The organism is Nocardia sp. NPDC051570 (genome assembly GCF_044454005.1).
GTDB lineage: Bacteria > Actinomycetota > Actinomycetes > Mycobacteriales > Mycobacteriaceae > Nocardia.
In genome coordinates this window covers 123,835-138,616 of sequence record NZ_JBITDI010000014.1, presented here as the reverse complement: position 1 = coordinate 138,616, position 14,782 = coordinate 123,835, and the positions used below count along the sequence as shown (strand labels likewise).

Genomic DNA, 14,782 nt, shown 5'->3' with positions numbered 1-14,782 from the left:
TTCGAGCCCGCCGTGCTCGAATCATTCGGTGCCGCAGCCGATCTCGCGCACCATGCGGCTCGGGCCCCGGATGGGAGTGGCGGATGAGGGCGAGTCGGAGCAGCGCGCCGCAGCGGCGGCGGGCGGCCAAATCGGCGCGGCCGCCGGCTCGGCCCAAGGCTCGGGCGAAGGCTGGGGGTGGTTTTCGGCTGCGGTTCGGGGTAGGGCGGATCGTGATGTTGATCGCGCTGCTGGTGGTGGCGGCTCAATTGTTGTGGATCCAGACCATTTCCGCGCCGACGCTGTCGGCGGAGGCCGCCACTCAGCGGACCGTGCGGCAGGCCGATCATGCGCTGCGCGGGCCGCTCACCGATCGCTACGGTAAGCCGTTCGCGTTCAGCATCGCGACCAAATCGCTGCATTTCCAGCCCGTTATCGTGCGCAAACAGCTCGCCGCGGCCCGTGCCAAGAGTAATAAGGCGCCCGATCCCGATGAGCGACTCAAGGCGATCGCCAAGACCATTCACGACAAGCTCGGGCAGGACGCGCCGCCCGAGGCCGATCTGTTGACCAAGCTGCGCGGCGATGACACCTTCGTCTATCTGGCCCGCAATGTCGACGCCCGGGTGGCGAGCGATATCCGCGAGCAGTTCCCGGAGGTCGGCGCCGACGACGAGCCGTCGCGTGTGCATCCGGGCGGATCGCTGGCCGCCAACGTCATCGGCGCCACCGGCTGGGACAGCCACGGCGTGCGTGGCCTGGAGTCATCGCTGGATTCGGTGCTGGCCGGCACCGACGGCTCGCACACCTACGACAAGGGTTCCGACGGCGCGGTCATCCCGGGCAGCGAACGCGACCGCCAGACCGCCGTGGACGGTTCCACGATCGAGCTGACCCTCGACTCCGATCTGCAGTACTACGTGCAGCAGCAGGTGCAGCAGGCCAAGGAGGCTTCGGGCGCGGAGGACGTGTCGGCGGTCGTGCTCGACGCGAAAACCGCCCAGGTGCTGGCCATGGCCAACGACAACACCTTCAATCCGGATCTCGGACCCGCGCGGTGGGATCCGAATCAAATGGGCAACCGTTCGGTCACCGACGCCTTCGAACCCGGTTCGGTCAACAAGATCGTGACCGCCTCCGCGGCCATCGAATACGGTCTGACCAATCCGAACGAGGTGCTGCAGGTGCCCGGCAGCATCCATATGGGTGGTGTGGACGTCAGCGACGCGTGGACGCACGGCACGGTGCCGTTCACCGCGACCGGCATCTTCGGCCACTCCTCGAACGTCGGCACACTCATGCTCGCCCAGCGCGTCGGCGAGGACCGCTATGCCGATATGCTGCGGCGCTTCGGACTCGGCCAGCGCACCGGCGTCGGCCTGCCGGGCGAGAGCGCGGGCATCGTGCCGCCGCGGGATCAGTGGTCCGGCTCGACCTTCGCCAATCTGCCTATCGGACAGGGTCTTTCGATGACCCTGTTGCAGATGACCGGGATGTATCAGGCCATCGCCAACGACGGCGTGCGAGTCCCCCCGCGGATCGTCAAGGATACGATCGGCCCGAAGGGTCATCGCACCGAGGAACCGCAGCCGGACGGCGTGCGGGTGGTCAGTCCGCAAACGGCCCGCACACTGCGGTCGATGTTCGAATCCGTCGTGCAGCGCGATCCGATGAACTCCGGCCAGACCGGCACCGGCACCCCGGCCGCCGTCGACGGCTATCAGATCGCCGGCAAGACCGGCACGGCCCAGCAGATCGACAGGTCATGCCGCTGCTACTCCAACGATCGCTACTGGATCACCTTCGCCGGCATCGCGCCCGCCGACAATCCGCGCTACGTCGTCGGGATCATGATGGACGCCCCGCTGCGCAGCTCCGACGGCAGCGGCGGACAGTCCGCGGCCCCGCTGTTCCACAACATCGCGTCGTGGGCCCTGCAGCGCGATCGGATTCCGCCGTCGCCGCCCGCGCCGCGCCTGGTGTTGCAGGCCGATTGAACGGGTGCGACCATCAGGCCCGATCGGTGCCGACGGCGATTCTCCGAGCCGCGTTGCCCGGCCGTGATCGGTCGTCGGTAACCTGACACGTCGATCCGAATTCGATTTTGCCGGAACCGTTGAACCCGGAACCGTCGTCCACCGAAAGGAGCTTCGTGCCCGTGCAGCCCAGCCCGCAGGTGCTGCGTCCGGCCGTACCGCCGACCACAGCGCTGCGGACCCTCGTCGAGCGCACGGGTATTCACCCGAGCGCAGGCGAAATCGGCGATGTCACCATCACCGGCGTCGAGCAGCGTTCCACCGCCGTACAACCCGGGGACCTGTTCGCCGGATTGGCGGGTGTGCATGCGCACGGCGCGCGATTCGCCAGCGACGCCGTCGAGCGGGGTGCGGTGGCCGTGCTCACCGACCAGGCCGGGGTGGAGCTGATCGGCGATCTGGACGTTCCCGTACTGGTGCACGACGATCCGCGCGGGGTGCTGGGCGAGATCTCGGCGATCGCCTACGGCAATCCGTCGGAGCGGCTGCGGGTGATCGGCATCACCGGCACCTCCGGCAAGACCACCACCTCGTATCTGATCGAGGCCGGTCTGGCCGCGGGCGGCGAGTCGACCGCCCTGATCGGGACCATCGAGACCCGTATCGGCGGGCGACGGGTGCCCAGCGCGCTGACCACTCCCGAGGCGCCGCAGCTGCACGCGATGTTCGCGCTGATGGTCGAGCAGGGCGTGCGGGCGGTGGTGATGGAGGTGTCCAGCCATGCGCTCGCGCTGGGCCGGGTGGACGGCGTGCGTTTCGCGGTGGGTGCGTTCACGAATCTGTCGCAGGATCATCTGGACTTCCACGCCGACTTCGAGGACTACTTCGCGGCCAAGCGGCGGCTGTTCGAACCGGAGTCGCCGGTCGCGGCGCGCACCAGCGTCGTCTGCGTCGACGATGCCTGGGGTCGGCGGCTGGTCCGTGAGATCGGCGGCCGCACCACGGTGGTCACCGTCGCGACCGAGCCGAGCCCGACCGGGGAGGCCGAGCCGGACTGGTCGGTCGGCCAGGTCGCCTCGCTGCCGGGCGGCGGACAGGAGTTCAGCGCGATCGGGCCGGAGACGAAAGTCGATGTGCGCCTGCGGCTTCCGGGTGGCTACAACATCGCCAACGGCCTGCTGGCGGTGGCCGTCTGCGCGGTGGCGGGCGTGCCCGCCTCGACCGCGGCCGCGGCGCTGGCCGAGGTCGACGTGCCGGGCCGGATGCAGCGGGTCGATCGCGGCCAGGACTTCCTGGCCGTCGTCGATTACGCGCATAAGCCCGCGGCCGTCGAATCGGTGATCGCCACGCTGCGGGAGCTGCTGAAGGAGACGGGCGGACGGCTGGCGGTGGTGGTCGGCGCGGGCGGTGACCGTGACTCCGGTAAGCGCCCGCTGATGGGCGCGACCGCCGCGCGCGGCGCCGACCTGGTGATCATCACCGATGACAATCCGCGCAGCGAGGATCCGGCGGCCATTCGGTCGGCGGTCAGCGCGGGCGCGCTGGGCATCGCGGAGGCCGAACGCGGCGAGGTCGCCGAGATCGGTGATCGCGCGGATGCCATCGCCGCCGCCGTCGACTGGGCCCAGCCCGGCGATGTGGTGCTGGTGGCCGGCAAGGGACACGAGACGGGGCAGGAGATTGCGGGTGTGAAGTATCCGTTCGACGACCGCGAGGTGCTGGCGGAGGCCCTCTCTCGAAAGACGAAGGACCTGACGGTTTCATGATCGAGATGACCCTGCGGGAGATCGCGGACCTCGTCGGCGGGACGCTGCACGATGTGTCCGACCCCGCGGTGACGGTGACCGGCGCGGTCGAATTCGATTCGCGCCGAATCGAATCCGGCGGCCTGTTCCTGGCCCTGCCGGGCGAACACGTCGACGGCCACGACTACGCCGCGGCCGCGGTAGCGGCCGGTGCGGTGGCCGTCCTGGCGGCCCGGCCGGTGGGTGTCCCCGCGATCGTGGTGGAGCCCTTCCCCGGCGAAAAGCGTGCCGGGGAACTGGAGGGTTCGGAGCGTGCCGGGGAACTGGAGGGTTCGGAGCGTGCCGGGGAACTGGAGGGTTCGGAGCGTGCCGGGGAACAAGGAGAGGGCTCGGAGCGTGCCGGGAGACCAGGGGGCTCCGGGCAGAGTTACGCCCTGGCGCACGATACCGACGGTTCGGGTGCGGCGGTCCTGGCCGCGCTCGCGAAACTGGCTCGGGCCGTGGTGGATCGGCTGGTCGCCGCGAACGGGCTGACCGTCGTCGGGATCACCGGATCCTCCGGGAAGACCTCGACCAAGGATCTGCTGGCGTCGGTGCTGGCGCCGCTGGGACCGGTCGTCGCCCCGCCCGGCTCGTTCAACAACGAGATCGGACATCCCTGGACCGCGCTGCGCGCGACCGCCGAGACCCGCTTCCTGGTGCTCGAGCTGTCGGCCCGCGGACACGGACATATCAAGGCGCTCACCGAGATCGCGCCGCCGAGCGTCGGCGTGGTGCTCAATGTCGGCACCGCGCATCTGGGCGAGTTCGGCAGTCGCGAGGCCATCGCGCAGGCCAAAGGTGAACTGGTGGAGGCGCTTCCGGTCGACGGCGTCGCGGTGCTCAATGCCGACGATTCGAATGTCGCGGCGATGGCCTCGCGTACCGCCGCCCGCGTGGTGACGGTCGGCCAGGCCGCCTCCGCCGATGTGCGCGCCACCGATATCACTCTCGACGAGGCCGCCCGCGCGCGATTCACGTTGTCGGCCAAGGGTTCCCACGCCGAGGTCCGCCTCGCCGTACACGGCGAGCATCAGGTGGGCAACGCACTCGCCGCCGCCGCGGTGGCACTGGAATGCGGCGCGGATCTCGAGACCGTGGCGCGTACCCTGTCCAGCGCGACCGTGGCCTCGGCCCACCGCATGGACGTGCGCACCCGCGCCGACGGAGTCACCGTCATCAACGACTCCTACAACGCCAATCCGGATTCCATGCGCGCCGCCCTCAAGGCCCTGGTGACCATGTCCAGGGCGGGCGAACACCCCCGGCGCAGCTGGGCGGTGCTCGGCGAGATGGCCGAACTGGGCGAGGAATCGGTGATCGAACACGACCGCATCGGTCGCCTGGCCGTGCGGCTGGATGTGGACCGGCTGATCGTGATCGGCACCGGCCGCCCGTCGCACGGTATGCATCAGGGTGCGGTCATGGAGGGATCGTGGGGCGAGGAATCGGTGCTCGTCCCCGATATCGACGCGGCGATCGCCTTGCTGGACAACGAGATCGCGGCGGGTGATGTGGTGTTGGTCAAGGCATCGAACTCCATCGGTCTGTGGGCGGTCGCCCAGCACCTGACCGGAACGGAGGCCGCACGATGAGACAGATCCTGTTCGCGGCGGGTATCGCACTGGCGGTGTCGATCCTGTTGACGCCGTTGCTGATTCGCATGTTCGCCCGGCGCGGCTTCGGCCAGGAGATCCGCATCGACGGACCCGAGAGCCATAAGGCCAAGCGCGGCACCCCGACCATGGGCGGTGTGGCCATCCTGATCGGCATGTGGGCCGGATATCTGGGCTCGCATCTGATCGGCATCGGCTATCGCGCCGAGGGACCCTCGGTCTCGGCGCTGCTGGTGCTGGGCCTGGCCACCTCGCTGGGCGCGGTCGGCTTCGTCGACGACTTCATCAAGATCCGCAAGCAGCGCAACCTCGGCCTGACGGCCGCGGGTAAGTACATCGGCCAGCTGACCTCGGCGATCGTCTTCGGCGTGCTGGCACTGCAGTTCCCGGGCGCGGGCGCGCGGACCCCGGCCAGCCGGCATCTGTCCTATGTGCGGGATATCAACACCGTGTCGATGAGCGTGATCATCTTCCTGGCCTTCGTCTGCCTGGTCGTGGTCGCGTGGTCGAATGCGGTGAATCTGACCGATGGGCTGGACGGCCTGGCCGCCGGCTCGATGAGCCTGGTGCTGGGCGCCTACGTGATCATCACGTTCTGGCAGTACTACCACGCCTGCGAGGTCAAGGCCGAGGCCGGCTGCTACAACGTGCGCGATCCGCTGGATCTCGCACTGGTATGCGCGGCGGGCGCTGCGGCGTGTGTCGGATTCCTGTGGTGGAACGCGGCTCCGGCGAAGATCTTCATGGGTGACACCGGCTCGCTGGCCCTGGGCGGCCTGATCGCCGGGCTGTCGATCACCACCCGCACCGAACTGCTGATGATCGTGATCGGCGCGCTGTTCGTCGCCGAGACCGTGTCGGTGGTGTTGCAGGTGGCGGTCTTCCGGACCACGCGCAATCGGTTGTTCAAGATGGCGCCGTTCCACCACCACTTCGAACTCAGTAAATGGGCCGAGACTACGGTGATCATCAGGTTCTGGTTGCTGGCCGGCATCGCTTCGGCGGTCGGACTGGGCTTGTTCTACAGCGAATACCTCTCTCAGGTCGGGTAACAGCAGCGATGGTCGAACATAATCCGCGGGCCTTGCGTTCTCCAGGGCCCATGCTCGAATTTCTGCGTGGCCGTGACGTTCTCGTCGCGGGATGGGGGGTGTCCGGACGCTCGCTGATCGAGCCGCTCCGCGATATCGGCGCCCGTCCGGTGGTCACCGACGCCGGTGAGAAGGCGATGGCCGAGGCCGCCGAACTGGGCCTGGTCACCGCGACCGGCGACGAACTGCTCGAGCCCGGCGCACTGGACCGGTTCGCGCTGGTGATCACCAGCCCGGGCTGGCGGCCGGACTCGCCGGTACTGGTCTCGGCGGTCACCGAGGGCGTTCCGGTCTGGGGCGACGTCGAATTCGCCTGGTGGGTGGATCAGGCGCGCCTGTACGGCCCGGTCCGCAAGTGGCTGGTGATCACCGGAACCAACGGCAAGACCACCACCACCCAGATGACGCACGCCATCCTGCGCGCGGCCGGCATCCCCAGCGTCGCCTGCGGCAATATCGGACTGCCGATCCTGGATGCGCTGCGGCGCAATCCGGGTCCGCAGATCCTGGCCGTGGAGCTGTCGTCGTTCCAGCTGCACTGGGCGCCTTCGGTGCGCCCGGAGGCGGGTGTGGTGCTGAATGTGGCCGAGGATCATCTGGATTGGCACGGTGGCCTGGACGCCTACGCCGCCGCGAAGGCGCGCGCGCTGACCGGTCGGGTCGGCGTGGTCGGCCTGGACGATCCGGTGGCCGCGGCGCTGGCGCGAAAGTCCAAGGCGCGCCGCACGGTCGGCTTCCGCATCGGCGTGCCTGCCGACGGTGAACTCGGCGTGGTCGACGGCAAACTGCTCGACCGCGCCTTCACCAAGGCCGCGATCCTGGCCGAGGTGGGCGATATCAGCCCGCCCGGCCCGGCCGGTGTCGCCGACGCCCTCGCCGCGGCGGCGCTGACCCGATCCATCGACGTGGCACCGCAATTCGTCAAGGAGGGCCTACAGGAGCACAAGGTGGGCCCGCATCGCGCGGCCTTCGTGCGCGAACTGTCGGGCGTGGAATTCGTCGACGATTCCAAGGCCACCAATCCGCACGCCACCCGCACCTCGATCCTGGCCCATCAGCAGGTGGTCTGGATCGCGGGCGGTCAGCTCAAGGGCGCGCATATCGACGATCTGGTCGAGGAGATCGCCGACCGGCTCGTGGCGGTCGTGCTGTTGGGCCAGGACGCATCGGTATTCGCCGCGACAGTGGCGCGACACGCGCCCGATGTCCCCGTCGTCGAGCTCGGTTCGGGTGACGATGCTGGGATGGGTGCGGAGTTCTCGTCCGAGATCGATAGCGCGGACGCGGTGATGGCTCGCGCGGTCCGCATCGCCGCCGGATATGCGCGCCGCGGTGACACGGTGCTGCTGGCCCCGTCTGCGGCGTCGCTGGACATGTTCGCCGACTACACCCACCGGGGACGCAGTTTCGTCGCGGCGGTGCAGGCGCTCGACGAGGGAGATATCGGGAGCCAGCAGTGACATCGGCGCGCAAGCCCTCCGGCACCTGGTTCGGTGCCTGGCTCGCGCGCCCGTTCGCGGACTTCCACCTGGTGGTCACCATCGCCACCCTGCTCACCACGCTCGGGCTGGTGATGGTGCTGTCGGCGTCGAGCGTCGAGGCGTATTCGGCCGACGGATCCGCGTATGTGCTGTTCATCCAGCAGGCGGCGTTCGCGGCGCTGGGTGTGGTGCTGTTCTATGTGGCGCTGCGGATTCCGCTGCGCATGCTGCGGCGGCTCTCGTTTCCGGTATTCGCGATCTCGGTGCTGGCGCTGATGCTGGTGCTGATCCCCGGCATCGGATCGCGGGTGCAGGGCTCGCGGCGGTGGTTCGATCTGGGCTTCGTCTCGATCCAGCCGTCGGAGATCGTGAAGGTCACCCTGATCGTGTGGGGCGCGCATCTGCTGGCGGCGCGGCGGACCGAGAAGTCTTCCTACCGGGAGATTCTCATGCCGCTGGTGCCTGCCGGGCTGCTGGTGTGTCTGCTGATCGTGCTGGAGCCCAACCTGTCCACCACGATCGCGGTCGGCCTGGTGCTGGCGGCGCTGCTGTGGTTCGGCGGGCTGCCGGTGCGGCTGTTCGTGACGATCGGTGTGTCCGGTGCGGTGGCCGCGGGCATTCTGGCGTTGACCGCCGGATATCGCTCCGATCGCATGCGCGCGTTCTTCGATTCCAGTCAGGATCCGCAGGGTATCGGTTATCAGGCGCGCCAGGCGCTGTTCTCGCTGGCCGACGGCGGTATCTGGGGGCGCGGGCTGGGACAGAGCCGGGCCAAATGGAGCTATCTGCCCAACGCGCACAACGACTTCATCTTCGCCATCATCGGCGAGGAGCTGGGCTTCCTCGGATGTGCCCTGGTGCTCGGGCTTTTCGCGCTGTTCGTCTATACCGGGCTGCGGATCGCCAGCCGGTCGGTGGATCCGTTCCTGCGCCTGATGACCGCGACCGCGACGGTCTGGGTGACCGGACAGGCGCTGATCAACATGGGCTATGTGGTCGGCCTGCTGCCGGTGACCGGTCTGCAGCTGCCGCTGGTGTCGGCGGGCGGTTCGTCGCTGGCGATCACGCTGTTCATGTTCGGGCTCATCGCGAGCGCCGCGCGGCACGAACCGGAGGCCGTGGCCGCGCTGCATGCCGGACAGGACGGTCGCTTCAGCAGGCTGCTGCGGCTGCCCAAGCCCGAGGTGTATTCGCCGAGTAAGGCCCAGGCCGCGCGGGCGCGCGGCGGCCTGCGCGCGGCACCCCCGCGCCGGGAGCTGCCCCCGGTCCGACGGCGGGGTGGTGGCGACGCGCCGTCGCGGCGGTCGATAGATTCGGATTCGGCGCGCCGACGCGCCGGTACGGCCGGGCGCGGCGATCCGAGTCGCGGCGAGAGCCGTAGCACGATGTCGTGGCGCACCACGCGGGCGTGGGAGCCGACGTATCCGATCAATCATGCGAGAGAACGGGGTAATCCGAGGTGACGAGCGGCGGAAGCGACAGCTCCGGAGGCACGAAACAGGCCGGGGGACGGGCGCTTTCGGTGATCGTCGCCGGCGGCGGCACGGCCGGACATATCGAACCGGCCATGGCAGTCGCCGATGCGCTGCGCCGGCTCGATCCATCGATCCGGATCACCGCACTGGGCACCGGGCGCGGCCTGGAGACCACGCTGGTCCCCGAGCGGGGGTATCCGCTGGAACTGATTCCGCCGGTGCCCTTGCCGCGCAAGCCGTCCGCGGATCTGCTGCGGTTGCCCGGCCGGGTGCGGGCGTCGATGACGCGGGCGCGCGAGGTGATCGATACGGTTCAGGCCGATGTGATCGTCGGCTTCGGCGGCTATGTGGCGCTGCCCGCCTATCTGGCCGCGGGTCGTGGCTTGCGGGGGCGGCGCGCGGTGCCGGTGGTGGTGCACGAGGCGAATGCGAAGGCCGGTATCGCCAACAAGGTCGGCGCGCGGCGCGCCGCGCGGGTGCTGGCGGCCGTGCCGGATTCGGGCGTGCACGCGCGCGGCCGTGCCGAGGCGGAACTGGTGGGAATTCCGGTGCGCGAGGCGATTTCGACGCTGGACCGGGCGGGCCTGCGGGCCCAGGCGCGGAAGCATTTCGGCCTGCCCGCCGACGGTCCGGTCCTGCTGGTGTTCGGCGGTTCGCAGGGCGCGCGGCGGCTCAACGAGGCGGTCTCCGCGGCTGCGGCGCAGCTGACGGCGGCCGGTGTGTCGGTACTGCACGCGCACGGACCGAAGAACACCGTTGAGACCTCCGGGGTGGATCCCGACGGCGCGGCGAGATATGTGGCGGTGCCGTATCTCTCGCGGATGGATCTGGCCTACGCCGCGGCCGATGCGGCCGTATGCCGCTCGGGCGCGATGACCGTGGCCGAGGTGTCCGCGGTCGGGCTGCCCGCCTTCTATGTGCCGCTGCCGCACGGTAACGGCGAACAGGAGCTCAACGCCCGCCCGATCGTGGCCAAGGGTGGCGGCACGATCGTGCCGGATGCGGAACTGACTCCGAAGTATGTGATCGATAAGGTGATTCCGCTGCTCACCGACCCATCGCGACTGTCGGCCATGGGGACGGCCGCGGCGGGTGCGGGGCATCGGGACGCCGCCGACGAGGTGGCGCGGATCGTGGTGGAGGTGGCTGGCCGATGACGGGAACGAACGAGCCGCGCGGGCATTCGGAGCTGCCACCGCTGTTGCGGCGGGTGCATATGATCGGCATCGGCGGGGCCGGGATGTCGGGCATCGCGCGCATTCTGCTCTCGCGCGGCGGCGCGGTATCGGGTTCCGATGCCAAGGAGAGCCGCGGGGTGCTGGCACTGCGCGCCCGGGGCGCCCAGGTCCGCATCGGGCACGACGCCTCTGCGCTGGATCTGCTGCCCGGTGGGCCCACCGCCGTGGTCACGACCTATGCCGCGATCCCGAAGACCAATCCCGAACTGGTGGAGGCGAATCGGCGCGGTGTGCCGGTGCTGCTGCGCCCGGCGGTGCTGGCCGAACTCATGCGCGGCCATCGCACACTGCTGGTGTCGGGCACACACGGCAAGACCTCGACCACCTCGATGCTGGTGGTCTCGCTGCAGCATTGCGGATTCGATCCGTCCTTCGCCGTCGGCGGTGAACTCAACGAGGCGGGCACCAACGCCCATCACGGCACCGGCGACTACTTCGTCGCCGAGGCGGACGAATCCGATGGTTCGCTGCTGCAATACGATCCGGATGTCGCGGTCGTCACCAATATCGAATCCGATCATCTGGACTTCTACGGTTCGGTCGAGGCCTATGTCCAGGTCTTCGACGATTTCGCGGCGCGGCTGACGCCGGGCGGACTGCTGGTGGTATGCCTGGACGATCCGGGTTCACGGGCGCTCGCGCAGCGGGTGGCGGACCGAATCGCGGCTGGGGAACTGGATATTCGCGTACTGGGCTACGGCTCGGGCGAACTGGCCGACGCGCCGGTCCCGGTCGGGGTTCGGTTGCTGGCCTGGACCCCGCGCGATGTCGGCGGGGTGGTCACGCTGCAGCTGACCGACGAGTCCGGGCCGCGCACGCTGCGGCTGTCGGTGCCCGGGCGGCATATGGCGCTCAACGCGCTCGGCGCGCTGCTGGCCGCGCGCGACGCCGGGGCGGATCTGGACGAGATCCTGCAGGGCCTGGAGGGTTTCGGCGGCGTACATCGCCGGTTCCAGTTCGTCGGCCGCGAGAACGGCGTGCGGGTGTTCGACGATTACGCCCACCACCCGACCGAGGTGACGGCCGTGCTCGGGGCCGCCGCCGAACTGGTCCGCCAGGAGGCGGCCGACGGGGCGCGCTCGCGCCAGGGCCGGGTGATCGTGGTGTTCCAGCCCCACTTGTACAGCCGCACAGCCGCTTTCGCCACCGAGTTCGGCACCGCACTGTCGCTGGCCGATGAGGTCGTCGTGCTCGATGTCTACGGCGCCCGCGAGAAGCCGCTGCCCGGCGTCAACGGCGCCCTGGTCGCCCAGTCCGTCACCAAACCCGTGCACTACCAACCGGATATGTCCCGGGTGGGCCGCCAGGTCGCGGGCCTGGCCCGCCCGGGCGATGTGGTGATCATCATGGGCGCGGGCGACGTCACCATGCTCGGCGGCCAGATCCTGGACGGTCTGCGGGTCCGCCCGCCGGTCGGGAGGTGAGTGTGCTGCACCGGAGTGAGCGGTCGGTATGAGAATCCGTGGGGGACAGGGGCATCGCGCCGACGAGTCGGTCGACGTCGAGGTCGACGATTCCGACGTTCGCTCCGCACAGGGTCGCGGCGCGGCCCGGAAGTCCCACGGGCGGGGGCGATTCCGGCGTACCCGTCGGGATGAGACGCATCCCCCGGCGCTGCGGCGGCGAATCGCGCTGTGGTCGTTGATCGTTGTGGTGGTGCTGGTGCTGGTGGCGGGCGTGGCATGGTTCACTCCGGTGTTGTCGGTGCGCACGGTCGAGATCCGGGGGCTGCGTGCGGTGCCCGAGGAGCAGGTGCGCGAGGTGCTGCGGATTCCGGAGGGCATCTCCATGCTGCGCATCGACACCGATGCGGTCGCCCAGCGCGTGGCCGGGTTGCCGAAGGTGCGCTCGGCGCGGGTGCAGCGGGTGTTTCCGGCGACGGTCCGGGTGACCGTCGACGAGCGGACACCGGTGCTGTTCTTCGACGGTCCGGAGGGCGCGCATCTGCTCGACGGCGATAGCGTCGAATTCGCCATCGAGCCGCCGCCCCCGGGGGTGCCGAAACTCACCACCGATCATCCGGGCAGTAACGATCCGGTCACCCGCGCGGCCGTCGCGGTCCTGGCCTCCGTGCCCGCGGCCCTGCGACCGCAGGTGGGAGAGGTTGTGGCGCGGACGGTTTCGGATATCGCTCTGACCCTGACCGACGGACGCACAGTAGTGTGGGGTGGTCCGGGTGATTCCGGGCGCAAGGCGGCGGTCGTGCTACCCGTGCTGACCCGTCCCGGAACGGTATTCGACGTTTCGAGTCCGGATCTGGTGACGGTAAGGTAAGTGACACCCGTTGTGCCCACGGCGTTTTCGGTGCTCACCGAATCGGCCGAGGGTGCAGAGGAACGATTCCCCGCACCGGGGACGGCCGTTCGCGATACGATTCGGGGCGGGCTCGGACGAGACGGATCACACAAGATTCTGTCGCTCGTTTCGGCGCGCCTGCGCGCCTATTGCGGCCGGTGCGAATAGCGTTCCGCAACAGTCGGATACTTGACATAACGCTAACCCTATGGTTGAGGTTCAGGGTTTGTCCGGGCGAAAGCCCGGGTTTACTCACCCCACCAGGCGCTCTGCCGAGAATCCGAAACGACAGACTTTAGATCTAAGGAAGGCGAGAGCCCATGACGCCCCCGCATAACTACCTTGCCGTGATCAAGGTCGTCGGTATCGGCGGCGGCGGCGTGAATGCCGTCAACCGGATGATCGAACAGGGACTCAAGGGAGTCGAGTTCATCGCGGTCAATACCGACGCACAGGCACTGCTGATGAGTGATGCGGACGTCAAACTCGATGTCGGCCGCGAACTCACCCGGGGCCTCGGCGCCGGCGCGGACCCCGAAGTGGGCCGCAAGGCCGCCGAGGACCACAAGGACGAGATCGAAGAGGTGCTCAAGGGCGCCGATATGGTCTTCGTGACCGCCGGCGAGGGCGGTGGCACCGGAACCGGTGGTGCGCCCGTGGTCGCCAGTATCGCCCGCAAACTGGGCGCGCTGACCATAGGTGTGGTGACGCGGCCGTTCTCCTTCGAGGGCAAGCGCCGCAGCAACCAGGCCGAGGCGGGCATCCAGGGCCTGCGCGAGTCCTGCGACACGCTGATCGTGATCCCGAACGATCGGCTGCTGCAGCTCGGCGATGCGGCCGTGAGCCTGATGGACGCCTTCCGTTCGGCGGATGAGGTGCTGCTCAACGGTGTTCAGGGCATCACCGATCTGATCACCACGCCGGGTCTGATCAACGTCGACTTCGCCGACGTCAAGAGCGTGATGTCCGGCGCCGGATCGGCGCTGATGGGTATCGGCTCGGCGCGCGGTGAGGGCCGTTCGGTGAAAGCGGCCGAGTCGGCGATCAATTCGCCGCTGCTCGAGGCGTCCATGGACGGCGCCCACGGCGTGCTGCTGTCGATCGCGGGCGGTTCGGACCTCGGCCTGTTCGAGATCAACGAGGCCGCCTCGCTGGTGCAGGAGGCCGCGCATATCGAGGCCAACATCATCTTCGGCACGGTCATCGACGATTCGCTCGGCGACGAGGTGCGCGTCACGGTCATCGCCGCCGGATTCGACGGCGGCACCCCCGCCCGCCGCATCGAACGGGCGAATCCCGGTCTCGGTACATCCCGCACCGGCGAACTGGGCCGCACCACCACAACTCCGGCCCCCGAACCCCGCCCCACCGAATCGGCCCAGCCCGCCCCGGCGACTGCGGTCGAACGCGGCCCGGCCCCGAACTACGGCCAGCCCCGCACCCCCACCGAGCCCACGATCAACACCAACAGCCGCTCCCACATCCAGCCCCCCGACGAGGACTCCGACGACGACGTCGACGTGCCGTCCTTCATGCGCCGCTGACCCACCCACCCCCCAAGCACCCGCTCCCCCGGAGCGGGTGCTTCCGTATGCCCCTGAACTTCGCACCCTCTCCCGCACTTCGCACCCACTGTGGGCGGCCATAGCGGGTGCGAAGCGCGAGAAGGGGTGCGAAGTGCGAGTAGCCCCAACGCCGCACCCTTTCGGGGCCTTCGCACCCCTTGTGGGCGGCTATAGCGGGTGCGAAGCGCGAGAGAGGGTGCGGCGAGTAGACCCCAACGCCGCACCCTTTCGGGGCCTTCGCACCCCTTGTGGGCGGTTACAGCGGGTGCGAAGCGCGGGAAA

At 69.2% G+C, this 14,782-nt stretch carries 10 protein-coding genes; all 10 read left to right on the top strand.

All coding sequences use genetic code 11. From position 1 onward, the window contains the following. Positions 1 to 83 precede the first annotated feature (83 nt). The 10 genes from ACIA76_RS30900 to ftsZ all read left to right on the top strand — a co-directional run bounded on the left by ACIA76_RS30900 (position 84) and on the right by ftsZ (position 14,479). A complete protein-coding gene (locus tag ACIA76_RS30900; protein ID WP_397156857.1) occupies positions 84 to 1,976 on the top strand; it encodes a peptidoglycan D,D-transpeptidase FtsI family protein in 1,893 nt (630 codons plus the stop codon). Positions 1,977 to 2,131: 155 nt separating this feature from the next. Continuing rightward, on the top strand, positions 2,132 to 3,721 hold the full coding sequence (locus ACIA76_RS30895; protein WP_397156855.1) for a UDP-N-acetylmuramoyl-L-alanyl-D-glutamate--2,6-diaminopimelate ligase: 1,590 nt from the start codon (positions 2,132 to 2,134) through the stop codon (positions 3,719 to 3,721). Continuing rightward, positions 3,718 to 5,334, top strand: coding sequence for a UDP-N-acetylmuramoyl-tripeptide--D-alanyl-D-alanine ligase (gene murF, locus ACIA76_RS30890; RefSeq protein ID WP_397156853.1), 1,617 nt, complete (start codon positions 3,718 to 3,720; stop codon positions 5,332 to 5,334). The genes ACIA76_RS30895 and murF overlap by 4 nt, the downstream gene beginning before the upstream one ends. Further along, a complete protein-coding gene (mraY, locus tag ACIA76_RS30885; RefSeq protein ID WP_397156851.1) occupies positions 5,331 to 6,407 on the top strand; it encodes a phospho-N-acetylmuramoyl-pentapeptide-transferase in 1,077 nt (358 codons plus the stop codon). The genes murF and mraY overlap by 4 nt, the downstream gene beginning before the upstream one ends. 50 nt (positions 6,408 to 6,457) lie before the next feature. Further along, positions 6,458 to 7,906, top strand: a complete 1,449-nt coding sequence (murD, locus tag ACIA76_RS30880) for a UDP-N-acetylmuramoyl-L-alanine--D-glutamate ligase (RefSeq protein ID WP_397156849.1) — start codon at positions 6,458 to 6,460, stop codon at positions 7,904 to 7,906. Then, the gene (gene ftsW, locus ACIA76_RS30875) at positions 7,903 to 9,390 is read left to right on the top strand and encodes a putative lipid II flippase FtsW (RefSeq protein ID WP_397156847.1); all 1,488 of its coding nucleotides are present in this window, start codon (positions 7,903 to 7,905) and stop codon (positions 9,388 to 9,390) included. Before murD ends, ftsW begins: the two co-directional genes overlap by 4 nt. Continuing rightward, positions 9,387 to 10,559 carry an undecaprenyldiphospho-muramoylpentapeptide beta-N-acetylglucosaminyltransferase gene (murG, locus tag ACIA76_RS30870; protein WP_397156845.1) on the top strand — a complete coding sequence of 391 codons (1,173 nt, stop codon included), beginning with the start codon at positions 9,387 to 9,389 and terminating at the stop codon, positions 10,557 to 10,559. Before ftsW ends, murG begins: the two co-directional genes overlap by 4 nt. Next, positions 10,556 to 12,064 (top strand): UDP-N-acetylmuramate--L-alanine ligase, encoded by a 1,509-nt coding sequence (murC, locus tag ACIA76_RS30865; protein WP_397156843.1) that lies wholly within the window; start codon positions 10,556 to 10,558, stop codon positions 12,062 to 12,064. Before murG ends, murC begins: the two co-directional genes overlap by 4 nt. A 28-nt stretch (positions 12,065 to 12,092) precedes the next feature. Beyond that, positions 12,093 to 12,914, top strand: coding sequence for a cell division protein FtsQ/DivIB (locus ACIA76_RS30860; protein ID WP_397156841.1), 822 nt, complete (start codon positions 12,093 to 12,095; stop codon positions 12,912 to 12,914). Positions 12,915 to 13,255: 341 nt separating this feature from the next. Continuing rightward, positions 13,256 to 14,479 (top strand): cell division protein FtsZ, encoded by a 1,224-nt coding sequence (ftsZ, locus tag ACIA76_RS30855; RefSeq protein ID WP_397156839.1) that lies wholly within the window; start codon positions 13,256 to 13,258, stop codon positions 14,477 to 14,479. Positions 14,480 to 14,782 lie beyond the last annotated feature (303 nt).